Source organism: Marinobacter sp., from assembly GCF_048266785.1.
Taxonomy (GTDB): Bacteria; Pseudomonadota; Gammaproteobacteria; order Pseudomonadales; family Oleiphilaceae; genus Marinobacter.
In genome coordinates this window covers 41,007-64,587 of sequence record NZ_JBLWYX010000003.1, presented here as the reverse complement: position 1 = coordinate 64,587, position 23,581 = coordinate 41,007, and the positions used below count along the sequence as shown (strand labels likewise).

The 23,581-nt window shown below is 49.8% G+C and carries 18 protein-coding genes and 2 pseudogenes; 10 read left to right on the top strand and 10 right to left on the bottom strand.

Annotated elements, in window-relative coordinates; all coding sequences use genetic code 11:
- Positions 1 to 60: 60 nt before the first annotated feature.
- The 6 genes and pseudogenes from ACN0V1_RS05810 to ACN0V1_RS05785 all read left to right on the top strand — a co-directional run.
- A pseudogene (locus ACN0V1_RS05810) lies at positions 61 to 480 on the top strand (transposase); the annotation flags it as partial.
- Between the two features lie 8 nt (positions 481 to 488).
- Positions 489 to 680: pseudogene (locus tag ACN0V1_RS05805) on the top strand (hypothetical protein); the annotation flags it as partial.
- Positions 681 to 893: 213 nt separating this feature from the next.
- Positions 894 to 3,077 (top strand): hypothetical protein, encoded by a 2,184-nt coding sequence (locus tag ACN0V1_RS05800; RefSeq protein ID WP_417544396.1) that lies wholly within the window; start codon positions 894 to 896, stop codon positions 3,075 to 3,077.
- Between the two features lies 1 nt (position 3,078).
- The gene (locus ACN0V1_RS05795) at positions 3,079 to 3,696 is read left to right on the top strand and encodes an acyltransferase (protein WP_417544107.1); all 618 of its coding nucleotides are present in this window, start codon (positions 3,079 to 3,081) and stop codon (positions 3,694 to 3,696) included.
- A complete protein-coding gene (locus tag ACN0V1_RS05790; RefSeq protein ID WP_417544106.1) occupies positions 3,693 to 5,054 on the top strand; it encodes a hypothetical protein in 1,362 nt (453 codons plus the stop codon). The genes ACN0V1_RS05795 and ACN0V1_RS05790 overlap by 4 nt, the downstream gene beginning before the upstream one ends.
- Before the next feature lie 103 nt (positions 5,055 to 5,157).
- Positions 5,158 to 6,108 (top strand): glycosyltransferase, encoded by a 951-nt coding sequence (locus ACN0V1_RS05785; RefSeq protein ID WP_417544105.1) that lies wholly within the window; start codon positions 5,158 to 5,160, stop codon positions 6,106 to 6,108.
- Between the two features lie 177 nt (positions 6,109 to 6,285).
- Here ACN0V1_RS05785 and ACN0V1_RS05780 read toward each other — a convergent pair whose 3' ends face one another.
- Both ACN0V1_RS05780 and ACN0V1_RS05775 read right to left on the bottom strand, forming a co-directional pair.
- The gene (locus ACN0V1_RS05780) at positions 6,286 to 7,476 is read right to left on the bottom strand and encodes a hypothetical protein (protein ID WP_417544104.1); all 1,191 of its coding nucleotides are present in this window, start codon (positions 7,474 to 7,476) and stop codon (positions 6,286 to 6,288) included.
- A gap of 206 nt (positions 7,477 to 7,682) precedes the next feature.
- Entirely contained in the window at positions 7,683 to 8,591 is a 909-nt protein-coding gene (locus tag ACN0V1_RS05775; RefSeq protein WP_417544103.1) for a sulfotransferase family 2 domain-containing protein, read from the bottom strand.
- Between the two features lie 225 nt (positions 8,592 to 8,816).
- Here ACN0V1_RS05775 and ACN0V1_RS05770 point away from each other — a divergent pair, with 225 nt between their 5' ends.
- From ACN0V1_RS05770 to ACN0V1_RS05755, 4 genes are all read left to right on the top strand, one after another.
- Positions 8,817 to 9,737 (top strand): sulfotransferase family protein, encoded by a 921-nt coding sequence (locus ACN0V1_RS05770; RefSeq protein WP_417544102.1) that lies wholly within the window; start codon positions 8,817 to 8,819, stop codon positions 9,735 to 9,737.
- Between the two features lie 32 nt (positions 9,738 to 9,769).
- Positions 9,770 to 11,350 (top strand): hypothetical protein, encoded by a 1,581-nt coding sequence (locus ACN0V1_RS05765; protein ID WP_417544101.1) that lies wholly within the window; start codon positions 9,770 to 9,772, stop codon positions 11,348 to 11,350.
- A gap of 90 nt (positions 11,351 to 11,440) precedes the next feature.
- The gene (locus tag ACN0V1_RS05760; protein ID WP_417544100.1) at positions 11,441 to 12,154 is read left to right on the top strand and encodes a hypothetical protein; all 714 of its coding nucleotides are present in this window, start codon (positions 11,441 to 11,443) and stop codon (positions 12,152 to 12,154) included.
- A gap of 83 nt (positions 12,155 to 12,237) precedes the next feature.
- The gene (locus ACN0V1_RS05755) at positions 12,238 to 13,086 is read left to right on the top strand and encodes a sulfotransferase family protein (RefSeq protein ID WP_417544099.1); all 849 of its coding nucleotides are present in this window, start codon (positions 12,238 to 12,240) and stop codon (positions 13,084 to 13,086) included.
- A gap of 8 nt (positions 13,087 to 13,094) precedes the next feature.
- On the opposite strand, the gene ACN0V1_RS05750 is transcribed toward ACN0V1_RS05755, so the two are convergent.
- The 8 genes from ACN0V1_RS05750 to ACN0V1_RS05715 form a co-directional block, all read right to left on the bottom strand.
- On the bottom strand, positions 13,095 to 14,537 hold the full coding sequence (locus tag ACN0V1_RS05750) for an oligosaccharide flippase family protein (protein WP_417544098.1): 1,443 nt from the start codon (positions 14,535 to 14,537) through the stop codon (positions 13,095 to 13,097).
- A gap of 3 nt (positions 14,538 to 14,540) precedes the next feature.
- A complete protein-coding gene (locus tag ACN0V1_RS05745; RefSeq protein ID WP_417544097.1) occupies positions 14,541 to 15,683 on the bottom strand; it encodes a glycosyltransferase in 1,143 nt (380 codons plus the stop codon).
- A 2-nt stretch (positions 15,684 to 15,685) separates the two neighbouring features.
- On the bottom strand, positions 15,686 to 17,020 hold the full coding sequence (locus tag ACN0V1_RS05740) for an O-antigen ligase family protein (RefSeq protein ID WP_417544096.1): 1,335 nt from the start codon (positions 17,018 to 17,020) through the stop codon (positions 15,686 to 15,688).
- Positions 17,021 to 17,117: 97 nt separating this feature from the next.
- On the bottom strand, positions 17,118 to 19,007 hold the full coding sequence (asnB, locus tag ACN0V1_RS05735; protein WP_417544095.1) for an asparagine synthase (glutamine-hydrolyzing): 1,890 nt from the start codon (positions 19,005 to 19,007) through the stop codon (positions 17,118 to 17,120).
- Positions 19,007 to 20,167, bottom strand: a complete 1,161-nt coding sequence (locus ACN0V1_RS05730; RefSeq protein ID WP_417544094.1) for a glycosyltransferase family 4 protein — start codon at positions 20,165 to 20,167, stop codon at positions 19,007 to 19,009. Before ACN0V1_RS05730 ends, asnB begins: the two co-directional genes overlap by 1 nt.
- A complete protein-coding gene (locus tag ACN0V1_RS05725) occupies positions 20,164 to 21,351 on the bottom strand; it encodes a glycosyltransferase family 2 protein (RefSeq protein WP_417544093.1) in 1,188 nt (395 codons plus the stop codon). The genes ACN0V1_RS05730 and ACN0V1_RS05725 overlap by 4 nt, the downstream gene beginning before the upstream one ends.
- The gene (locus ACN0V1_RS05720; RefSeq protein ID WP_417544092.1) at positions 21,348 to 22,463 is read right to left on the bottom strand and encodes a FemAB family XrtA/PEP-CTERM system-associated protein; all 1,116 of its coding nucleotides are present in this window, start codon (positions 22,461 to 22,463) and stop codon (positions 21,348 to 21,350) included. Before ACN0V1_RS05720 ends, ACN0V1_RS05725 begins: the two co-directional genes overlap by 4 nt.
- Positions 22,453 to 23,580 (bottom strand): GNAT family N-acetyltransferase, encoded by a 1,128-nt coding sequence (locus tag ACN0V1_RS05715; RefSeq protein WP_417544091.1) that lies wholly within the window; start codon positions 23,578 to 23,580, stop codon positions 22,453 to 22,455. The genes ACN0V1_RS05720 and ACN0V1_RS05715 overlap by 11 nt, the downstream gene beginning before the upstream one ends.
- Position 23,581 lies beyond the last annotated feature (1 nt).

Genomic DNA, 23,581 nt, shown 5'->3' with positions numbered 1-23,581 from the left:
ATACACCCCTAGCCTATGATTAGAGCATAGGAGGAATTGTCATGAGCAGCCAACGTCCACGACATCGTATCCACCGGCAACCTGTTGCATGGTGACGAGCAACGGGTGTTCGGCGATGCCGGTTATCTCGGAGTTCAAAAACGGAACGAGCATAAGCACCGCAAGAACGTATCTTGGTTCATTGCCAAATGGCCCGGCACCCGGAAGAAACTGGATGCCGACAAACTGAAAGCCGAAAAGATCAAAGCCAGTGTTCGCGCCAAAGTGGAGCATCCCTTTCGGTACATTAAGCAGGTCTTTGGTTATGGCAAGGTTCGCTATCGCGGATTGGCCAAGAACAACAACCGGCCGCACTTGCTGGCAGCGTTCAGCAACCTGCTGATAGGTGAAAAACTTGGGATTACAACGCCGCCAAATTGCAGCTTTAAGTTACCAAGCCGGCAGATTATCCTATGCACCACACAGGAAGTTAGGCAGTAGGTAAAGTTATGGAAAAAATAGCCATTCAGCTAGAGAAAGTAAACGGCATAGCTCGCATTAATGAGCCCGTTGGCCTTGGCATTCCACTACCCAAAGGCACCGTTCAGACTGTCCATAATCTCACACTGATGGATGACCGGAAGCCTCTAAGCCTGCAGCTTGAACCCCTCACACACTGGCCAGACGGCAGCATCTGTTGGGTTCACGTAAGTTTTCTGGTCAGTCCGGAGCTAAACAGCAAGGAAGGCCTGATACTGGCCCAACAACCAGCACCCTCCCCCTGTACTCCTGAGTCTGTAACTAACCAGTCGACTGAAAGCCTCGCGATCCATACCTCAACGGGCAGAATTGCTCTGCAGCCCGGCAACCTGGCTTGGCAGGTCTTTAATCATAGCGACGCCAGCGTTCCATCCATGGTAAGTCTGAGTGATGAAGCAAACGCGCCCTGTGCCGTTAAAGCGGAATCCAATTGGGAAACCTCTCAAAAAGGTCCCGTTTTTATCGCCGCGACTTTAAAAGGCGAATGGCTAAAGCAAAACAACGACTCTCTGGCGCGGTTTCAATGTGAGCTCCGCGTCTTTCTGGAAACTGGGCTAATACAAGTGGAGCTCGTAACTCACAACCCCAAACGTGCCCGCCATCTTGGCGCTTTGTGGAATTTAGGGGGCCCAGGCTCAGTTTATTTCTGCGAACTTGCGGTAGAAACAACACTGCTTGCCACGAGCAATACCAGGGTCACGCCGCAGGCTATAGATGAAAACCCAAGTGTGTTTGATCTTTCTGATTTCAACCTTTACCAAGACTCAAGTGGAGGCGAAAATTGGCAAAGCCGGAATCACGTAGGCTTTAAAGTCGAAATCAGCACTCAATTCTGTGGTTACAAGCTCACTAACCAAAGCCAGAGGCGGAATGGAGGTAAGCGTGCTAATCCACGCGCCAGCATTGAACACGATTGCGAACAGCTCGACTTGGCAATACCCAACTTCTGGCCGAACTTCCCAACCAGCCTACATAAGCAAGACAATAAGGTAACGATCGGTCTGTTCCCAAAAGATGCAAGGAATGCTTATGAGCTACAGGGTGGCGAACGGAAGACTCTGCGCTGCTTAATGGCCCATCACTTCAATAACAGCATATCTGCAACAGCTTACACACCTCTAGTGCCAGTGCTTGCTCCAGATTGCTACGAGCGAGCTGATGCTTTTCCGTGGTTCAAGGCAAATACTCAACCCGACGCTCTCGACAAACTCATAGCTGAAGGCCTGGATGGGAAATCTAACTTCTTTGCCAAAAGAGAAGTGATTGACGAATTTGGCTGGCGTAACTTTGGCGATATTTTCGCGGATCATGAAACCCTTTACCAAAACGAAGGGGAACCACCGTTCATCTCCCACTACAATAACCAGTATGATCCAATATATGGCTTCGCAAGACAGTACGCCCTGACCGGGGATAAACGCTGGTTTCAGTTAATGGACGATTTGGCTCGGCACGTTGTAGACATCGACATCTATCATACCGATGAAGATCGAGTCGAATACAACAACGGACTGTTCTGGCACACCGATCACTATCTGGATGCCCATACGGCTGCACACCGGACCTTCACCCGCCACAACGAGACCAGCTCAACGCCTGGTCAGACAGGAGGCGGGCCAGCGTCCGAACACTGCTATACAACTGGTTTGCTTTACCACCACTATATAACCGGCGCGCCAGCGTCGCGGGATGCAGTTCTACAACTAGCCAATTGGATACGGGCCTCCCACGAGGGCCAAGGCGGCCTGCTGGAGCAACTGCTGGCGCTGAAGAAACACGATTTGCCAAAGCTGAAGGCGTTGCTGAAAGGCGAGCGCCCTTCCTCGCATCAATATCCGTTTACCAGGGGTACCGGCAATTACCTCAATACCCTGCTAGACGCATCGCTGCTGGAACCCGGTGCCGACTGGCTGGAACATGCGGAAGTGGTCATTCGCAAAACCATCCATCCGGCAGATAATATCAAAAAGCGAAATTTGCTGGAGGTAGAAACCGGCTGGTCGTACCTGATACTGATGGCCAGTATCGCCCGCTACCTTTTCCTCAAGAGAGAAGCAGGAAACACTGATATCCACTACAGCTACGCCCGGGCTGCATTTATGCATTACGCCAATTGGATGGTGGAGAATGAGCGGCCTTTCCTGTCCGATCCGGCGCAACTCGAGTTCCCCAACGACACCTGGGTAGCCCAGGATGTACGCAAAGCCATGCTGATGTTTCAAGCTGCAGAACTGCATCCGGCGCGCGCGGAAGAATACCAAAATAAAGGAAACCAGTGGTTGGCAGGTATCTGCGAAACTTTCGTCCAGAGTGAGCAAAAGCACTACGCCCGAATCCTCATTATATTAATGCAGAACTATGGACCACAGCAGATCAGTTCATGCGAAGGCTTGGCACAACTTACCGAGGATCCGGCCCCAGTGAATAACAGCCAGCCCCCCAGCCTTACCTGGGGTGAGCTTGCAGCCAGGATAGTTGGCCGCCTAGTCCGAGGAATACTTACATTTCGGCCTGCCAGGGAACGGGCCTGGATTCACTCACGACTGGATCGTACTTAACATGCGAGTATTCAAACGCCTCGTAAAATCGGTATTTCTGGCGCTCGCAACCCCCCTGTATTTGCTGTGCCTGCTGTTCAGTCAGCTGGGCAATGCCGACGGGGTGTTCACGTCGTTCTCACAGGGTCTAAGCCTGATACCCGGTAAATGCGGAGTCTACCTTCGGGCGGCGTTCTACCATCTGGCCTGCCCGGCCACCTCTGACGAAATCTCAGTGGGTTTTTTGACCATTCTTTCCCACCGTGACACCAGTATCGCGAAAGGGGTGTATATCGGCCCCCAGTGTAATGTCGGAATGTGCTCCATCGGAGAAAACACTCTGATCGGCAGCGGCGTTCATATTCTGAGTGGAAGTCGTCAGCATGGATTCCAGGACAATCAAAAGCTCATCCAGGACCAGGGCGGCGCCTTTGAAAAAGTCCGGATAGGTGCTGACTGCTGGATTGGTAATAGTGCAGTAATTATGGCGGCGGTGGCCGATGGCAGCATTGTCGCCGCAGGTAGCGTATTAAGTAAAGCTGCGGATAAGGAAGGCGACATACTCGCCGGTAACCCCTCAAGAACCATCCGAAACCGCTTTTCGGATGGTATCCAAAAGCATCAAGGAACCATAGGATGAAAAGCCACCTACCCGAGCAACTCTACCTATATTCTCCCGTATGGCTCCAAAATGTTCTGGTGAGCATCTATGGAAACATTGAGCGTGAAAGACGATACGGAGGGGAACATAGCGTTTTTCTGAAACACCTCAGAGGCAACAAATTCCTTACGCTTCAGGAAAACAATACCCTTCAGAAAAAACTTCTAACAGCCACCCTCGATAACGCGACCAGAAATGTACCTGCCTATCAGCACTTACGCTCAGACCAGCCAGACCTCTCTCTCTTCCCTCTACTTGACAGGCAACAAGTCGCTAACAATACTAAGCAATTTATATCGAGTAAGTTCGATGTTAGCAACTTGATAGCACTCTACACGGGGGGTAGCTCCGCAAGCCCTCTAAAAGTCTACATTTCGAAAATGACACGGCAGAAAACCTACTCTTTCTGGCAATTATTCTATGACAACATGGGTTTCAATATTGGAGACCGTAAGGCTTCATTCGTTGGGAGAAAACTACAGGAGCCCGACAATAACCTGCCCCCTTTTTGGCGGTACAATATTGCTGATAAACAGCTTCTTTTTTCTTCTTACCATATGGAAGAGGCTAATCTTCCACTCTATGTAGATAAGCTGAACGAGTTCAAACCTAAGGTTGTTGAAGGTTATCCGTTTAGCGTCTATCGCATCGCTGAGCACATTCTTAATAACTCGCTAACTCTTTCATTCACGCCCGCTGGCATCAGCACAAGTTCCGAGAATTTTTCCAAACACCATCGCAAAGTTATAGAAAGTGCCTTTCAGTGCAGAGTTTTCGACCAGTATGGATCGGCAGAGTCGGTCGTCTTCGCATCAGAGTGCGCACACGGCACGATGCATATAGAACCGGAATATGGAATACTCGAAGTATTAACCGAGACCGGAGAAATCACTCCAACCGGCAAAGGCGAACTTATCGCAACGACCTTACTAAACGATGCAATGCCACTAATTCGATACAGAATTGGAGACCTCGGAGTGATAACCGAAGAGTCATGCCTCTGCGGTCGTGGAACTTCCGTTTTAAAGGAACTTCATGGAAAGGTCGGCGCCGTCGTCATAAACGAAGGGCGCCAAGCTCCTACTGCAGCAATAGCGATTGCGTTCGAATATTTGGAAGGAATAAAAAACGCTCAAATCATTCAGAATGAACCTAACGCTGTCATTGTAAAGCTCGTAAAAAAGTCAGATTTCAATCCAAAATCTGAGGAATTTATGATTTGGGAGCTTAGAAAGATGTTAGGGGAATCGCTCAAAATCAACGTTGAATACGTCAATGACATCCCACCCGAACCCAACGGGAAATATAAAATGGTCGTTCAGAATGTCTACCAGTAAATTAATGGATTCTCTTCTGAATGGAGCATTTATCACTTGAAAACAAAGTCTATAGTCCAAAATCTAGCGCCCCAACTCACAACACGTTACCAGGTAACAGCGAATGAGTGATCGGCCGTTCTGTTCAGTGATAATCCCTGCCTTTAACGAAGAGCAGGACATCGAAGCAAGCCTGTCCTCTCTTGCAAATCAGTCGTATCCTCGGGATCGCTATGAGATTATTCTGGTAGACAACGGATCAACCGACAGAACGTCAGAAATAGCCTCAGCGTACGCCGATCTGATCCTCAGCAAGCCAAATGGCAACGTTGGGACCGTGAGAAACTTTGGTATTGCATACGCCTCGGGCGAGGTCATCATATGCACGGACGCTGATTGCGTGGTGCCTCCGAACTGGATAGAAACAGGCGTGTCTCTTCTGGAACAAAATCCGAAACACGCCTTTGGTGGAGGATTAAGGCCTCGAAAAAACGCTAAGTGGGTTGAGAAATACTGGATACTGAACGAAGCAGGAGATACGACTCAGCAACGTTCGCTTGCAGGCAGCTCCATCTTCATGTGGAAGGTGGATGTTGTGCGACTGGGTGCTTTCAACGAGACCGTGACATCTGGAGAGGACTCTGATTTATACGAACGAGCCCTTGCAAACGGGCTGCAGGTCATCATTTCTCCAGAGCTTTCTGTAGCACATTTAGGGTGTCCGGAAACGCCGAGAGACTTCGTCACAAGGCAGATTTGGCATTCTGAAAACTACATCCCTGATTTGAGAAATTCGCTGAAGGATAAAGTATTCTGGCTAACCTTGATCTTCCTTGGATGCTTGGCTAGCGCACTATTTTCTATATTTACAGCCAACTATTTTTTTACCGCTCTTCTGATAGCTTTCAGCCAAGTGCCTGCAATCATCCTCAGTTTGAAACGTATAACAAGGTCTGCTTGGCATATGAGCTCGTTAGATGAAATAACAAAGATACTATTAATTGATAACTTTTATCTGGTAGGCCGCAGTATCGGTCTATTAAAAGGTATAAGGAAAAAATTGGGCCAGCCCTGAGACAGATCAACCCCATTGTTTCTATTGGATATAGACACCCATTGGTAAGTTCAGCCAGCCGATTTTGCGTCTGTCCGAAATTTGTTGAGCACTATATATTGATATCTCTCCTGATTGAATAAGAGAATCTGTGCTTCAAATCAGGGTGCTGGAATACAAGTTCTGATTTAGTGGCGCTTACTCTATAGCAATATCAGATGGCGGTTTTGGTAGAAAGTTAACAGAATCATTCTTCCGAGCCTCGGGAAGATCGGTTCGAATAACGATATCGTCAATTGAGTACCACTCCTCACGCCTTACCGAATCGGGATAAGCGTGAAAATGACTATTTCCGCCAAAATGTACAACGTTCCACAAAATATCCCCTTTACTCTCATAGCCCATCCACGGGAAGGATTCATTCGAGAATACCAATTGGTCATCGAACCACTGTTTAACAACACCATCCATTGCTCCAGGTTCGGAGTTCATCTGAATGAAAAACTCTACTTTGTGCCATTCATTGCCCCACAATTCATCATGCGTTACCACTTTACCTTCTGGGTCAATGGATCGGCCGCTTTGCAGATTAATCAAGTCAGTAATCTGTTGATCGGGCTGACCATCACCGTCAAGGTCAATAACATTCCCTGTGAAGTTTAAGGACATACTACCAGTGAAGCCACGAGGGAGATCAATCGGAGCCGGATACTTTATTTTATAATTAGTCTCTTGTGGGTCGCCCCGAAATGCGAGCTTGTTTCTTGCACCGTAATTCTTACTGGTCTCATAGTCCCATAAAAAAATAGCAGAGTTATTCCCATCACCAAAACCTTTATAAAGCGATCCCGCCCCATCATAGCTAGACATACGGAAAAGTTTTGTCATCCCAGTTTCGCCAAATGGTGTCCAGTCAGGACTTAGTCGGATCCAAAACCTCACATACAAAGAGTTATATCCACTACCTAAAACCTTTGAAAACATTCCATCCGAATTCCACCTATGCTCTGGACCTGTGGTGGAGTCGCGCCAGATCACCAACGACTTTCCAGAACCTCCCCGAGCCCTACCCGCATTGCGAGCGATAATCTCTATATTCTCGTGACGATCTGGATGTCCGACTGAAGGAGCCCAAGCGGGATCTTGCCGCGCACAATCCCAGCCTTCCGGTAAAATATGACCATCCGCTACGCACTGCACCTGATCAGGACCTTCGCCCCGGGGCCAGCCTCCCCTATCGTTAATTTCCATGCCGCTGTGCCAATCTGACTGCTTGTCAAAGTTTTCCTCAAACAGCAATTCGCCGCTTGCGAGGGGTGGGACCATTAAGACACAAATAGATGCGGCTTTCAGCAGTCTCCGTGATCCAAGTTTCATTTGGACGCTCATACTTCTTTCCTCAGATCTGTCAATGTAGGTGACCTGCTGCCACAATAGCCCATATGCCTCAAGATATCCTGTGAAGCGTATCTAACTCTAACGTGAAATAATGTTAGAACGTAGGGGCTTTTTGTCAGCTCGCGAGCCTACCGAAGCCCCTATATTGTTAGATCAACGTGATTTTTTTCTTGAACGAAAACTTGGGGTCAACGGAGCTATCTAATAAGCGTTCGTTTCATCCGCCTCATCAGACCAATTACGTAAGGATCGGCTTTTGAACTCGTACTATTTGTATGAACCTGAAAACGGTTGAATGCGGTTTTCATGGAGCTAAGATACTCCTCTCGGAAATCTGGATCTTTCTTCAACCTGTCCGCCAATCTGATAAACCTTGCACTACGCTTTGCAATCTCACCTTTAATTTCCCTGATTTGATCGTCCGACAAACGGAGTCTGGGCCGAACAACCTTTATTGATCTGTCTTTGCTAACTGGCTTCTCATAGCCAAAAATCTCGAAGTCATGGGCGTAATATTCGGCCAATGCAGAAACTACTGGCTCAGCCAAATCCAGGGGTTCCCTTTGCCCATCCGTGGTATTTTTTTTCTGATCAATCGAGAAATTACATAGAGAGACTTCGCTGACCAGCGGCCATTCGCTGGATATATCCTCGACCTTCCCCACGAAATCTGGAATCAAACGCCCGTTTTTGATCAGTATTCGATGTTGGGGCTGCCCATGATGCTCCATTTTTTCAACCGGTATCGTCATCATATGACGGACAACTTCCTCCAGGGACATATCCGGATCAAATTTCAGTTTTTTCAGATGATCCAGTTCAAATCCTTGCCCCCTGGCTCGGACAAACTTATCTTTGTAATAAGAAATAAATTTTTCAATAGGATGGCGCGTAAAGGTAAAGATCGGTAGTTCTGGATGCGGGGATTTTTCGGGCCTCCAACTTGTTAGTGCTTTTCCCTCTGGACTGTGTTCACTCATTCCAGGTTGGACTGTTGGCTGGGTATTGAGCATCGCGTAGCTGATCGAGCTGCTGGCCACTTTCGGAACCGAGAGATAAATGACATAAACTCCCGGGACAAATTTTATAAAACTGTGATTTTCCATTCCGTATTCCTCTGCCCATGGTTTGATGAAGAGTACGACTTCCAGGCAGGAAAGAAGCGAGCCACAATATTTCTAACCGTGAATTCAGTAGTTTTCGAGGTCAAAAAATAGTCTGTAAATGAGCAAAGTTATCTTGTAGAATTAACGGAATTTTAGCGCTGCCCTGGTAGTCGCTCAATATTGGCGAGAGCCGATTGAGACCACAAAAATGAGTTTACGAAATCAATGGATACGAATCAAATATTTATTCTAGGTGCACCAAGATCTGGAACTACATTTTTAAGTGGCTTGCTACGATTTACTCGCTATGGACGGCCAGTAGAATCACACTTCATAACGAAGTATTATCTAATAATAGAAAATTATGGCGACCTATCTAAAAGGCACAATTTTAATAAGTTATTGAATGATATTCTTTCCGAGAGACCTGTTCAGCAATGGAAGCTGAAACTCGATATTGATGAGTTTTACCGCGAAATTCAACCAGATTTCACATATAGCAATATTGTAGACAAGTTACTATTAAAGCGCTCCAATTTACCCACTCCTAATTCGTGGGGTGATAAAACTCCACATTACTTAGGGAGCGTTGATACAATTTCAAAACTCTTCCCCGATGCAAAGTTTATTTATATTATTCGTGACGGTCGAGATGTTGCTCTATCATTACTTAAAAAGCCTTGGGGGCCATCTAACACAATCGCCTGCGCTGAATACTGGAGCGAGCTTAACCGCCAATCCAATACTATCGAAATTCTTGAAAACAAAGAGCAGCTACTAAAAATTTATTATGAAGATCTACTAAATAATCCAGAGGAAATAATAGAAAATATCTACAAATTCCTGGATGAAGAGTGCTCAATCGAACAGCGTGACCAGCTCGCCAAATCGGCAAAAGCCAGTAACTATAATAAATGGCGTGATTCGATGACAAAAAGTCAGGTAAGGCAGTTTGAGGCCCTTGCGAAACCAACTCTTAGTCGCTTAGGCTATAGTGTCGTTAATATCCATCCTAAGTTATACCCATTTGAACATTCCTTGGCAAAATTACATAACCTTGTTAAAAAATGGCTGTTCTTGGTTAATACAAACTTGATCGATGGGTTTAAGATACGTTTTCTTGGAAAAGAACCCTTTAATGAGTAAACTCTGACCATCATATAAAAGGTTAAGTCACAATGAACCGGGCTCCTAGAAAAAATATTGTAATTTTCACTTGGCATTCCGAGAAAAACATCAGCCTACTAACTCAATTGTTGTGCTTTCTCCAGAACGTGTGTAGGGCTAACGTTTTCGTCGTTACTACCGATGCGACGGGCAAGCTCAGGCTGCTAGAAAATCGATATGAGAGCCTGACCGTCAACGAAATTTTAATGACTTATACGATCGATAAAACAGCCTCGTATTCGGCTCCACCATTATCTGATGAGCCCCCCATCGATCTTCATTTGAACTGGCTCTATACCCCAAAAGATCCCGTTTCGCTTGCCCACCCAACGAGAACGGCGACCAGACATTACTACGATTGGAAGCGTCAGCAGTTAATCTCGGCTTACTGCGGCTTCCTGAGGGATGCCAACGCAGACTCTGTAATTACCTGGAACGGATCCTTACTTGTAACCGGGGCCCTGGCTGAGTCGGCTGATTTGCTCGGTATACCAACCTTTTACATGGAAAGGGGCTTACTTCCAGGCTCTCTGGTCATTGATAACAGCGGTGTGAATAACGATAGCTCCATCGCCGGCACTGATTGGCGAATAAACGCCTCGACAGAACCTACCCTGGCGGAGGTTAAAGCCCTCAAGACCTATTGTCAGCAGCTTGGGAGCTCTGGTGCCTCCATAGTGAATACCGGCCAGAAAAAAAATAGGGAGGCTGTCTTGGCGCAGCTCGGCCTTTCACCTGAGAAGCCAGTGATCCTGCTACCTTTACAAATTGAAAGTGATAGCAACATCCAGAACAATTCGCCCTACTTCAAGTCGATGGAAGAACTTATCCGCTCGGTCACCTCCGTGCTGGGTGGCACGGGCGCTCAGTTGGTTGTGAAGCCCCACCCGGAAGATCGATCCCGACGGGACAGGATCGAAGCACTATGCAGCGCGTCTGATGTGCGATGCTGTTGGGATCTGTCACTACAATCCCTCTTGCCAGTGACGGACCTGGTTGTGGTTATTAACTCCACAGTGGGGCTGGAAGCCCTGCTTCAGAACAAGCCTGTAGTAGCGCTGGGCCAATCAATTTATGACCGAAAAGGATTCACGCTGGACCTGGATAACAAAACTAGCCTTGATGCACTGATTCACCGGGCACTGGATGCCTTATGGCAGCCTCATGACAATCCGGATTTCTGGTGGTTTTTGAAAACCCTGATCAGCAACCACACATTTTTTTATGATGAGCAACCCGGACTGACAGACGTAAAGCCTCGTCTCTGTGAGACACTCCTCGGCACGAATGCAAAACCTGTCACCCCCATGACCGGTAAGATGCAGGAACTGATATCAACGAACGAAACCCTATCGCAGCTGATGAGAGGCGAGTTTACTGGTCGGGTGCTCGTGATCGGCCCGCTTGAAACCATCATGGAGGAAATCCCCGACCGGATCACCATACTCAATCGGGCCGCACGCCCGCTCACGTTCTTGAGTGCTCTGACCCATCAACACGAACTGATGATCTGTATGGAGTGGCCGTCAAGCCCGTTCTTACGCGCTTTCTTCACTCTTTTACGAGCCAAGCGAAAAGTTATCCTAGGCTGAACGCGACGGCCAGTCTGCCACACCATATTATTCAAGCATTCTCAGAGCATCATTTTTTTGACGGGATGTATTTGACAAGGGTGTAACACAATGAAGAGAATAATTGTTTCAACTCAAAGAAGCGGCCTGAACTGGTTACGATATAACATTGAATATCACGCAGGCTTACGCACTCCAGGAAAGGAACTTCTGATCTCGCCAGAAACCCAAGAGCAAGCGTGCTTTATACGCTCACACGACCCACTGGGCTCCAGCGATCTAAAAGGTAACGGTTTACAGAAATTCCTGCCGTTAAGGGGCAAGAAAAAAGGAGTTGCCTGGGAGAGGATAAACCCTAAATCTACTAAAAACGATATTATTGTACTGTTATTGCGGGATTATCGGGAGAGCTTTGTAAGAACAGCAGATAAGGACTACTCCAAGTTTGATGTTTATCTTTCAAATATACGCTTTTTCGTTCAATCATACTCGGAAAATAAGGCAGTTTTCTATTACGAAGATTTTGTAAAAAAACCCTCGGAAATGTATAACCTCCTTAGTTTTTTGCAGCTATCCAGAATTAATGGAAATAATTTTGACGCAGAAGGTGTTGCAAGCGCTTGGGATAGTAATGCCTCGGCTAGTGTGGAGAAGTATTCAGTTAATCAAGCTGCTGGAGGTGGAGCGATGACTAAGAAGAATCCAGATGATTTCAAGTTTCATCAATCGAAGATCAGCATGGAAGAACTTGACCACCTAAAAACGCACGTAAGAGATAAGCTGAAACCTGCTGAATTAGACCTTATTAATCGTTATCTCGATTAAATAACATCATTATATTATCCTACATTTAGCAATGTAGGATTTCTAAGTCTCTAAAAAGACACAGTATTTGGAATTGCATTTAAATGAAAAAAATACCGAACTTTATTGTGATTGGTGCCGCAAGATCTGGCACTACAAGCTTGTTTCAGTACTTGGATGCTCATCCACAGATAGGCATGTCGCCCGTCAAGGAACTTAATTTTTTTTCTCGTCCTGCTTATGAGAAAAAGGGTGTGAGTTGGTATAGCAATAGATTTCCAAAAAGAGAAAATCTTATAGCTATTGGCGAGGCCTCTACCTCCTACACCACCTACCCCTATTCGCCTGATGTTGCGGCTAGAATTGCAGCATACAATCCGGAGATGCGCCTGGTTTATGTTGTGAGAAACCCACTGGAGCGTTACGTATCACACTTCCTCCAGCGCACAAAAGCGGGCCACGAAACCCGCCAATTTGATGAAACATTCCAGGACCTTGAAAAAGAAACCTTTGCCTGGCAAGGGCGTTACTATTACCAGCTCAGTGAATATCTGCGCGTATTTCCGAAAGAGCAACTCATGGTTATTTCATTTGATCACATCAAATCAGATACCAATCAGGTCGTTCAGGATTTATATCGCTTCCTCGGCGTACCGGAGTTTTCGACAGAGGAAGTGACTGGAAAGACACACAATGCAGCAGGTATGATTTATCGTAAAAACGCGTTTGGTCTGATGGTGCTGCGTTTTTACCATGCTTACATCGAACAGAGAAATCTCCCATTTCGATTCAAGAAGCTTTTTACCGCTGTTGCCAATTGGGGGGCTGCACCTATACAGAAACCAGTACTGAAGCCTGAGCAACGCCAGCAGTTGATGGATTTCTACCGGGAAGATAGCCAGCAGCTTGCGAATACCTTTTCAATTCGGACCGAGCACTGGTTCGACGATTAACCGGCGTCCTATTTTTTTCTTCTGATTTTTTGATAGCCGAGGCGTATTTCAAAATAGAGAGGGTTCCGGGTCAGCATCAACATACCCAGCCACACCGGCGGTAGCACCAGAGCCTCCACGCCGATCACTAGCCAGGCCGGGTTTGTCGCTGCAGGAAAGACCGCCAGAACCATCAGCGTCACGCCCAAACAACAAGCCAGCACCACCAGAGTGCTTAGCCAGGCTCGCACAAAATCCCGGAGCCCAATACGGAGTATCTGATTGACTACAAGCGTAGTTATCAGCAAGTCGACCACCCCAACGAGGACAAAGCCTTTTGCGATCGATTCCAGTCCGCCGGGGTAAAGGAATATGATGGTGGGAATCAACAAAACAAACGTCAGGCTCTCCCGCACCAGCATCAGGCCCTCTCGCCCAATCGCCATCAGCATGTCACTCGCAAACCAGTGCACGCTGCGCAACATGGCCCATATCGCGAGCCAGGCTGCCACTGGAGCAGCCGCATCCCACTGGTCGCCAAACATGAATCTTATCGCAGGTAAGCTAGACAGGCTTGCAACACCTAGTACCGGAATCAGTATGGCACCGGTCAGCACACTGGCTTTCAAATAGGCTTCTCGTACCCTTCCGGCTTCGCGGCGGCTTTTGGCCATGTATGGCAGAACGACGGGCTGAATACTGCTAAACACGGTTTGAGACAGAAATTGGACAAATCCAAGGCCCCGGGAAAACATCCCAACTTGGGCGGTCGTACCCATTTTACCGATAATCATATCTGGCAACGCCACCTGCGCTTTCTTTACCAAATGAGCCAGTGAAGTAAAAATGCCGAACCGAGCAATTGGTTTCATGCCTTTGAATCGAGGGACATACCGCATTCCCTCGGGCCTTATCCAGAGTAGGATAACAAACTGGGTTAATGCACTCAGTGTTTGCGCTATAGCAAGGGAAAAATAGCTATAGCCGAGCAGAATAAGGCTTATCCCTGCTACGGCGTTGACGATTGAAGCGGCAACGCGGACATAAAACTGAACACCAAAGGCCAATTCACGCGACAGCAAAGCAATGGGTATGCTGATATACGGGGCAACAAAAAAACTGATGGAGAGTATCGCGAAGATCGGTGCCAGATCGCTTATCCCGTAAAAATCCGCCACGGGTATGCTGGCGGCCAGAATCGCCAGCCCCAGCGTGCCGCAAATGAGAACGGTAAGGCCCAGTGCCGAACGAACGCAATCGTCATCAACTTCAGACTCCCTCACAAGAAAATTACCTGCGCCCAACAGCCTGATTTCCATCAGTAACATGACGAGAGCGCTGGCAATCGCGTAGATACCTATCTCTTCAGGTGTAAGCAATCTGGCGATGGCGATGGTGGAAGCCATACCGATGAAACGCATGGAAAATCGGGTCAGGGTCGAGAATATAATAGCCGTACGGATTGAGCCCATATTTCAGCCCCTGCCCATCGGCTCGTAAAGAGCCTGATAAGCTGTCACCATCTTTTCTATCGAAAAAGAGGATAGGAAACGCTGATGCGCGGCTTCTGCCATCGCCTGTCTTACCAGTGGCTGAGTTCTCAGAAGCTCAAGTTTTTCTACGAGCCCTTGACTGTCTCCCGCCTCGACCAGAAACCCGGTCTCATTCTGCGTCACAATTTCCGGATTTCCCCCTACGGCTGTAGCAACGCAGGGTTTCGCAAGGCTCATGCTCTCAAGTAATGTCATAGAGGTGCCTTCGGTATCGGAGGTTAGAAGAAAAACGTCCATCGCAGCCAAATAGAGGTCGGGTTGCTTCTGAAAGCCCGTAAAAAGGACACGACCCTCTAACCCAAGCTGCTTCACCAGTTCTTCCAGATCATTTCTGGCCGGGCCATCTCCCACCAGGAGCAGAAATACTGTCGGTCGTTTTTCGCCCATATCGTGCAGGGCATGTATCATCATGGCCTGGTTTTTGACTGGGTCCAGCCTTGCCACCGTTCCAGCTACAAATCCCTCAACTGGTATCCCTAGTGATTTTCTTACAGCCTGACCTGCCTCCGTACCAGATGATAACGGCTCTATCCCGTTATAGATGACTTGGATTTTGTTGGCCGGTAAAAATTCATACTCGATCAACGCATCCCGCGTGGCCTTGGAGATGGCAACGATTGCGTCAGTCGTTCTGGCCATCAATTTATTGACCAGCCATGCCTTGCGGCGGTGCCTGTCGGGATGAAATCGCCCGTGTTCGGTAAAAACTAGCTTTGCGTCACTACCGAGGCTACCCAGCCAGCCATAGAACCAGGGGGTGTACTGGTGGCAGTGGACGATGGTGAAACCACCTTGTTTGATATGGCGGCGGATGTTCAGCGCCAGGCGCCAGTCCAGCCCCGGCTGGCGCGTGAGCGTGTGGATGGTAATACCCTGTTCTGCCTCAAGCCGCTGGCCGATCTCGCCTACATCGCCATCGATACAGAGGACTTCGTTATGGAACTGGTCTTTCGGCAGGTGCAGCACCAACTGGCGTATGACCTGCTCAGTGCCGCCGAACCCCATGTTGAAGGTGATATGGAGTATGCGCTGGGCCTGCTTGTTATCAATGGGCTGGTTGCTCATGGTCATCCGCGCGGTGAGAGTTTCGAGCTGGCTTTCGTTTTCTTTGGCTGTTCCGCAGCAAGTGGTTGCAGGTAGTACAATTTACCTGCCACTGCCACTAACAGAATCATCCAGTAAAGTATCTCGGCTCGAAACTGGTTGATAAACGTACCGGCCACCAGAAAGCCAAAGAGTGCACACTCCAGTGCCAGCAGCTTGAAATAGGTTGTCCTTTCTCCGACTTCAAGTAATCGCTTGCGCGCCAGCCTGGATATCCGGTACACCCCCCATAACATAAACAGGAAGAACGCAAGGCCGTGCCAGCCAATTTCCGTGAGCCCCTGAAACCAGAGCGAGTGAACAGACCGGAACTCGGTGCCTAAACGCTCTTCGTCAGTCAGGTAAAGAGACGCCAGGGAATTAAAACCACTAACACCCATGCCCAGTGGGTGTTCTACGGTCATTTCCACCGCCGCAAGCCAGTATTTAATCCGCCCCGAGCCACTCTTTTCGCTTTCCAGGTTTTCCAGGGTTCCCATTCTCTCCCAGAAAGTATCATCCGCGACGTACAGCCCTCCTCCCATCGCCATAATAACCACAACTACCGCAAGGGCCCGCTGGCCTTTTTGTCGGTAGCGGGAAAAGATCATGAAAACTGCGAACAGACCCGCACTGCTCAAAGTGCCAAGAAAGGCACCCCGGCTATTGAGGAGCACTAGCGCATTGGCAATAAGGGCACCGAAAACAACGCAGAGTATTTTGACTTTTCGACCGCTTACCCAAACCATGTAAAGCAGAATGCTACAAGCGGGCACCAATGCCGCCGCAACCGCGTTGGCGTCGCCGCTTTGAGGGAGATCTATTCCCTCCAGGCGGTCACCGGAATTGCGCCCCGTAATTGTCGCCAGATAACCAATATAGGCACAGCCAACAACGTATCCCCAGATTGCGTAGTCGAGGGCTTTCTCGCTATCCAGCAGCTTGTAAGCAACGAAGATGATGATCACCAACTTAGCTAAAATGAAAGTGAAAGTATCGTGAGCCTCGGGGAGCCTGGCCCAGAGGTGAGTCAGATAATAGGATGCAAGAACCAGAGCCATCCACCTGAGCGCCGGATGCGCTGCCCAAGGGCTCTTGGGAGATAAGGCTCTGTAACGCAAGGCGAGAATGCCGAGCATCAGCACCGAAGCCACAAACGAATAGCTGATGCCTGGTAATTGACTGCCCCACCAGCGGTCCACCGGATTGAGAAAATACAGCAACTCATACAATACAAAGGCAAAAGCACTATGCTGCCAGATGGCGGCCCAGATACCCCACAGGAAGAGTAAGATAAACAACAGCGCGAACTTAGCCATTACCACCCTACCTGGAGCGCCAAGGCCAAGGCGCCCGTTGCGCGCCACCAGAAGGAGCTGAGAGTGACATTTTTCTGAACGGAGGCGGTAGTTATCTTCATACGGAATAGGCTCTCCACCAAAGTTCGAATACGATCATAGACCATAGTTCCTGGGTATATCGATTATCCCCGTTGAGATGAAGCCGCCAGAGATCCCGTACTTTCGTCATATTGAATAGATCAGCGAGCCCCCCCTGGTTGGAGTGGAAGATACCATCAGCCAACGGCCTGATTTCTCCCCTAAGCCACTCAGCCAATGGCACAGAGAAGCCCATTTTCTTTCGGTACAGAATGTCGTCCGGCAGCATGCGTTCAAATGCTTTTTTCAGAATGAATTTCTTTTCTTTTCCGTGAATTTTCAGTGCTGCAGGTATCTGCGCCGCATACTCCACCACCCGGTAATCAAGAAGCGGGGCACGGGTTTCAAGTGAGTTCGCCATGCTCATGCGGTCTACCTTCACCAGAATATCCCCGGGAAGATAGGTTTTTATGTCTGTATAAAGAATGCTGGAAAGGTGATCGTCGGTATCCGCATTCTTGTAATGGGCGCGGGTAATATCCGCAGGATCGTAATCTCGGGTTTCTTGCTTGAGCTCGCCCGTTACAAGATCGTTCCACACATCTCTGCGGAAGAAGCTGTTGGTGATGAAAAAGGCCTCGTCCGGCTCCAGTGCCAATGTTCCCAGAAGTGATTTGGCTTTCCGAGTTGGGCCAGTATTTATAAGCCCTGCCAGTTGCGCGAGACCAGGGAACAGATTTTGCCGGAGTGCGGTCGGGATAAAACCTCGAAGTCTGTTTTCCACTTGATCTGTGTAATATTTGCTATAACCGGCAAAGTTCTCATCTCCACCGTCACCAGCCAGTGCCACAGTGACTTTCTGGCGCGCCAACTGTGATACAAAATACGTGGGAATGAACGACGGATCCGCAAAGGGCTCATCAAAGAAGTGCGCAATGCTCCCAAGGCTCTCCGCGACGTTGTCTTTTACGGTGAATTCGTGATGATCTGTCTTGAACTGCTCAGCAACTGTTTTAGCCCAGTGCACTTCATCAAACCGTTTTGAATCAAACCCGATAGCGCAGGTTGTAACAGGCTTGTTGGTGTGGCCGGCCATTAGTCCGACGACTGCACTCGAATCAATTCCGCCGCTCAGGAATGCCCCAAGGGGCACATCGCTGACCATGCGCAGGCGAACTGCATCGTCAATCAGATTATAGAGACCGTCCTCCAGTTCATCCAGGCTTGCACTTGAGGGTGACCCGAAAGACACATCCCAATACTGTTCCTGGTGTGTGTGTGTTCCATCTGTCGTTAGCCAATGGCCTGGGGCCAGTTTGTGGACGTTTTTGTAGATGGTTTTCGGATCCGGTATGTACTGATAAGCAAAAAAGTCTTTAATCGCGTCGTGGCGCAACTCTTTTTTAACAAAGGGTGCGGGCGTTAAGGCTTTCAACTCAGAGGCAAACGCAAACTGTCCGTTGGCTTCGTAAAAGTACAACGGCTTTTTTCCAAGGCGATCTCTTGCCAAAAACAGTTTGCGGGCAGAGCGATCCCATATGGCCAGAGCAAACATGCCATTCAGTAATTGGAGGCATTCAGGGCCATGAATTTCGTAGAGCGCGAGCAGAACCTCTGTATCGGTTCGTGTGCGGAAACTGTGACCCTGGCTGATAAGGTCGTCACGCAGTTCCTGAAAGTTGTAGATTTCACCGTTGTAGGCAATTACGTAGCGCTCGGAGGCAGACACCATGGGCTGGGTTCCCGCATCGCTGAGGTCAATAATACTCAGCCTGCGATGTACCATCCCTACTGAGTCATCAAGCCAGGTTGAACCGGCATCCGGCCCACGATGAATGATCGCCTGCCCCATGTTCTCAAGCCAGCGCTGGTGGGCATCTCTCTCAGGAGTTGAAGCGGTACGCAGGAAGCCGGCCAGTCCACACATTAGCTGGCCTCCCTTTGAGGCGATGGTATTTCTTTGATTTTGCCAGTCAGCTTACGGAACAGAACCTCATACTCGTTTGCCATGCGGGCAGCTGAGTAACGTTCATTGACCATTTCCCGTGCATTGCGGCTGAGGGTAGCCGCCAACTCGGGATCACCGAGAACCTGTTTGCAGCATGCGGCCAGCGCGGCCTTGTCGCCAAACGGCGCAAGCAACCCGGTTTTGCCATGTTCCACAAGCTGATCGACACCGGGGATATCATAGGCGACCACTGGAACACCCACCGCCATGGCCTCCATCATGCATCGGGGGATCCCTTCCAGCGAGGAGGTCATTACAAACAGGTTGAATTTTGAGAGCAACTCGAGCCGATCGCTGCGAAACCCCAGAAACTCAACAGCATTAACGCTGCTCAGTTCTGCCGCCTGGCGTTCCAGTTCTGATCGTTGGCTGCCATCGCCAAGGAGCTGCAACCGGAGGTTTGGTTCCTGTTGATAGAGCTGGTCAAAAACCTCAATAAGATCGGGTATACCTTTACGAGGGATCATCTGACCGATAAAACCGATAATTCGTGAATCTGTTTCGAGATTCTTATCTTCAGGCAGGCTTGCCAGGGCTGCATCAATTTCCGTGAGATCCACGCCGTTCCGGATAAAGGAAGTTTTGGCTTCAGGCACCTTAAACCGCTTCATGTCGTCCATCAGCTCCTCGGAAAGAGGAACTACCTGGTCAAAGTAGCGCAGCATGTGGGTGCCAATACGAATAAACGTCGCAAGCTTGAAACCCACGTTACCCGAAAATCCATGAGGTGTACTCACGCAGGCAATACCCGTCCGCTTGGCAGCGAGGAGCCCCAGTATGTCGGATTTGTATCCATGAGTATGAATAACATCAATCTGGCGGTTACGAATTACTTCGCACAACCTCGCGACCACTCGGAGATCAAATCGCCCGTTCATATCAAGATAATGGACTTGCTGATCATCATTGCGGGGATAGTATTCGGCCACCGAAAGGTCTTGATCAGGAGATTCCCGGGTCACCGCGAGATCGCAGATAACTTCGTCACGGTTAATGTTGTTGGCCAGCGCAAGAACCCAACGTTCTGCCCCGTAAAAACCCGCTGGAGTAATGAACTGAAGCACTCGTAGCTTACTCACTGGTCTGACACTCCGGAATTCCTTGTTTCGGTGTTTCTGGCGCTGTTCCAGGTTACCTGGGTTCGCCCCTGCAGCGCTTTCACAATGCCGCGAACTGCATAGCCGTTTACCATCACAAAGTAATAAGGTGTGGCAATCCAGGTGGGTAATTGGTTGCGATTTTCAGACAGGTGCCCCACAAGCGTGAGCACTAATATCAGTATTGTGCCTGCAGTAATAAGCTTGAACAGACCGATGCCGGCAAAAGCCAGGATCACACTGCCTGCAACGCCGGCGAGCAGGAACAGCGGAATCAGCCAACGCAGCAGTTTGTGGGAGATAACCTCAAAGGCAAACACGCCGGTTTTCGCGGGGTTCATTACCTGCCCGGCTCGCATCAGGCCGCGAATGCTGCGGTTTACGATGCGTTCCTTGCGAGCCACTTCCCGGTCGAAATCGCCGGCGGTTTCTTCAAAGCATCGTGCCTCTGCATCGAACACACCCCGGTAGCCTTTGGCGATGATCTGCAGGGGGTTCACAAAATCGTTTATGTCCTGCTGCTGTAATGGCTCCCAGAGCCTGGTGCGAATGGCGTAAATAGCGCCGTCTCCGCCCACTACGGAATGCAGCCGGGACTCCATGGCTTTGATCGCCAGCTCATAGCGCCAGTAAAGGTTTTCATTACGGGCGCTGGCGCCCTGGTTGCCATCAGTATAGAGGGCTGCGCCCACTGCGTAGCCCACATCCAGATCGGCGAAGTTGCGTACCAGTTTGCTGATCGCATCGCTGGCGTACAGGGCGTTGGCGTCGCTGAACACAGTGATATCAGCGCTAATCTGCTCCATGGCCAAGTTAATGCCCATGGTTTTGCCCAGCCGACCTTCCTGGCGGATCAGCACTATACGCTCGTTCTCAAACTCTTTTACCGCCTCGTCTGTGCCATCGTCTGAGCCGTCTGACACCACGATGATCTTAAGCAGTTCCTGCGGGTAATCCAGCTCCAGGGCGTTTTGCAGCTTCTCACGGATCACGTCTGCTTCGTTGTAGCAGGAGACAACAAGAGCGACTGAAGGCTTCTGATTGCCGCGACGGTGAGTAATATCTGGCAGGCCCCGGGTCAGCAGCCACAGTAGTGTCGGGTACCCGACGTACACGTACACGGGAACGGCAAGACAAAAGAGTGTTAACAGCAGTACAAACGTCATAAGGTGATGTATCGTCTCAATTTTGGGCCCAGCCAGTTGGCAAACGGCAGCGGCAGTTGTCGCCAGATATTTTCAATAAGGGGGCGGAGCCGGGAGGCAGTGGATATCCCGGTACCGCCTGCATCCACCCTCGGCGGGTTTTGCTCACCGTTGCGGTATTCTGACCAGATCAGCTCATAGGGTTGCGCGCCCCACTGTTTTTTGAAGCGATAAGTGCCTTCATCCAAGGTGGAGCGGCCAAAGTCGAACCGGGTGCAGCCCAGATCACATACGTGGCTGAGCAACGTCCAATACAGCAGCATGTTGGGTGCAAGCCGGTTGAACTCTTCCAGCGTCGATGCCCAGGGAATGCACGCTTCTTTGCCGCCTAGCAGTACAATGCCAGCGCCCACGGGCTTATGGTTTTGGAATACCAGGCCAATTAGCATGTCATCGCCGTAGGCGGCCTTCAGATCCTGAAACCAATGTAAGCTGTGTACCGGCGAGCCAAGCCTGCGCATATTCTGGGCGAATACGTCGTAAAACAGATTCACAGCATCCGCTTCTGTGCGTAATTCAGCCCTTAGCCCGTTTTTCTCAGCCTTGCGAATCTGGCTGCGTAGCTTGGGTTTATAGCTTTTGAACAGGGCTTCGCTGTTTTCTGGTAAGTCGCAGAGCATTCGTACTTTTGTATTGCCAGGCAGCGCTTCGATTCTCTGCTGGTTTTGTTCGCCTGTGGCATCTTTTGCAGCGTTCAGTGCCACTCCGCCATCACGGATTTCCAGGGTTTTGATGCGATTCGTCTCGGCCAGCTTTCGGGCTTCGGTAATCAGCCGCCCCCGGATTTCCGTGTCGTCCGCCAGTACACCGCCCAGATCGCAGAATGGCAGAGAAACCAAGCTCCCTGAACCAATTGGCGGCTTTACTTCCACCAGAGGCAATACACCACAGAGCTTTTCGTTGTGGTGTACGCTGATCAGCCAGCCTGTATGGCCATAGGCGCTCTCTGCGGCCTGCAGCCAGGCGCTGCTGTGATATGGCGTTGCTTCAGGGTGTCCTGTTACGTACCGGTTGTATTCGCCTGCGGGAAAAACGTTGAATCTGGAGGCCCGGGTTTGCAGTTCAGCGCTCATAGCCAGCACTCGCCTCCCCAAGCCAACGGTTTTTTGCCCGCCTTGCAACATCTTCAAGCTTCAGTTTGAAGCGAGGGCGTTGTAAGGCGATCTGCACCAGGTTGCGATGAAAATGGCCGAGATTGGATTTGTACCGCTCATCCCCGCCCATGAAATCGTAATAATGGAAGCCGTGGTGGCGATAGTCTTCAATACACAGGCTGTGGCCCAGTAAACCCGGTTTGAGGCGATTGTCGGTTTCAACGGCCATGCCAGCCAGGTAGAAGTAGACTACCTGGTTGTGCAGGAGGTTATAAAAGCAGGCAATCTCTTCGTCGCCCGCCATCACCGAAACCAGATCCACGCCCCCTTCGGCCCATTGCGCGCGGATCAGTTCCCGGTGGAAGCGCACAAAATCCGGATTGGCGAACCCGCTCTGGTCTGGGCCGTCACCCCAACGCTTGAGGTGCCTTGGCCCGATGCGGTCAAATACCGCCAGCGCTCTCTCGGTGGAGTCCGGGCGTACCAACTTTACTTCGCCACGCTCACCGTAAAGCCGGTGAGCCCGGTTGATCTGGTAACGGGTATTGCGTGAAAGCGTATCAAGATAATGCTCACCGTTTCGGCGCAGGCCATCAAGATTCACGCCAAAGCAAGGTGCTTCCCAGCGCAGGTATTTGTAGAGCTCGGTAATCCGGGCATATCGGTCTGCTTCGTCGGCATCAATGGCGCCGAGAATAAACTCGTCCCAGTCCGGCATTTCATGGCACAGGTGTTCCAGGCAGGCTTTGGCAACAGCATCTTCTTTCCCGCGCTCCGCCAGAAAGCCATTGTACTCAATCCAGATCTGATCCAGCAGTTTGTAACCGGTCTGGTGCAAACGCAGGCAGCGGGATTTCAGAACACCGTGGCGGCGCTCATCGGATTCTACCACCAACCCCAAGCCAACCAGCCGCTCCCCTTCCGTTACACGGAGTACCAGCGCATCTGGCTTGTACACGTGCAGCCAGTGCCCGAGCCATTGCCAGGAAAGAAACACCGTGGTTTGTGCACGGCGCTCCAGATCCAGCCAGTCGTTACGCAAGGTTGCGCACGCGGCGGCTGGCTCTGTTGTCACGGTCAGCAGTCCTGCTGTCATG

Coding starts and splice junctions, on each gene's coding strand:
- ACN0V1_RS05800 (WP_417544396.1), top strand. CDS start 894: ATGGTAAGTCTGAGTGATGAAGCAAACGCGCCCTGTGCCGTTAAAGCG.
- ACN0V1_RS05795 (WP_417544107.1), top strand. CDS start 3,079: ATGCGAGTATTCAAACGCCTCGTAAAATCGGTATTTCTGGCGCTCGCA.
- ACN0V1_RS05790 (WP_417544106.1), top strand. CDS start 3,693: ATGAAAAGCCACCTACCCGAGCAACTCTACCTATATTCTCCCGTATGG.
- ACN0V1_RS05785 (WP_417544105.1), top strand. CDS start 5,158: ATGAGTGATCGGCCGTTCTGTTCAGTGATAATCCCTGCCTTTAACGAA.
- ACN0V1_RS05780 (WP_417544104.1), bottom strand. CDS start 7,476: ATGAGCGTCCAAATGAAACTTGGATCACGGAGACTGCTGAAAGCCGCA.
- ACN0V1_RS05775 (WP_417544103.1), bottom strand. CDS start 8,591: ATGGAAAATCACAGTTTTATAAAATTTGTCCCGGGAGTTTATGTCATT.
- ACN0V1_RS05770 (WP_417544102.1), top strand. CDS start 8,817: ATGGATACGAATCAAATATTTATTCTAGGTGCACCAAGATCTGGAACT.
- ACN0V1_RS05765 (WP_417544101.1), top strand. CDS start 9,770: ATGAACCGGGCTCCTAGAAAAAATATTGTAATTTTCACTTGGCATTCC.
- ACN0V1_RS05760 (WP_417544100.1), top strand. CDS start 11,441: ATGAAGAGAATAATTGTTTCAACTCAAAGAAGCGGCCTGAACTGGTTA.
- ACN0V1_RS05755 (WP_417544099.1), top strand. CDS start 12,238: ATGAAAAAAATACCGAACTTTATTGTGATTGGTGCCGCAAGATCTGGC.
- ACN0V1_RS05750 (WP_417544098.1), bottom strand. CDS start 14,537: ATGGGCTCAATCCGTACGGCTATTATATTCTCGACCCTGACCCGATTT.
- ACN0V1_RS05745 (WP_417544097.1), bottom strand. CDS start 15,683: ATGAGCAACCAGCCCATTGATAACAAGCAGGCCCAGCGCATACTCCAT.
- ACN0V1_RS05740 (WP_417544096.1), bottom strand. CDS start 17,020: ATGGCTAAGTTCGCGCTGTTGTTTATCTTACTCTTCCTGTGGGGTATC.
- asnB (WP_417544095.1), bottom strand. CDS start 19,007: ATGTGTGGACTGGCCGGCTTCCTGCGTACCGCTTCAACTCCTGAGAGA.
- ACN0V1_RS05725 (WP_417544093.1), bottom strand. CDS start 21,351: ATGACGTTTGTACTGCTGTTAACACTCTTTTGTCTTGCCGTTCCCGTG.
- ACN0V1_RS05720 (WP_417544092.1), bottom strand. CDS start 22,463: ATGAGCGCTGAACTGCAAACCCGGGCCTCCAGATTCAACGTTTTTCCC.
- ACN0V1_RS05715 (WP_417544091.1), bottom strand. CDS start 23,580: ATGACAGCAGGACTGCTGACCGTGACAACAGAGCCAGCCGCCGCGTGC.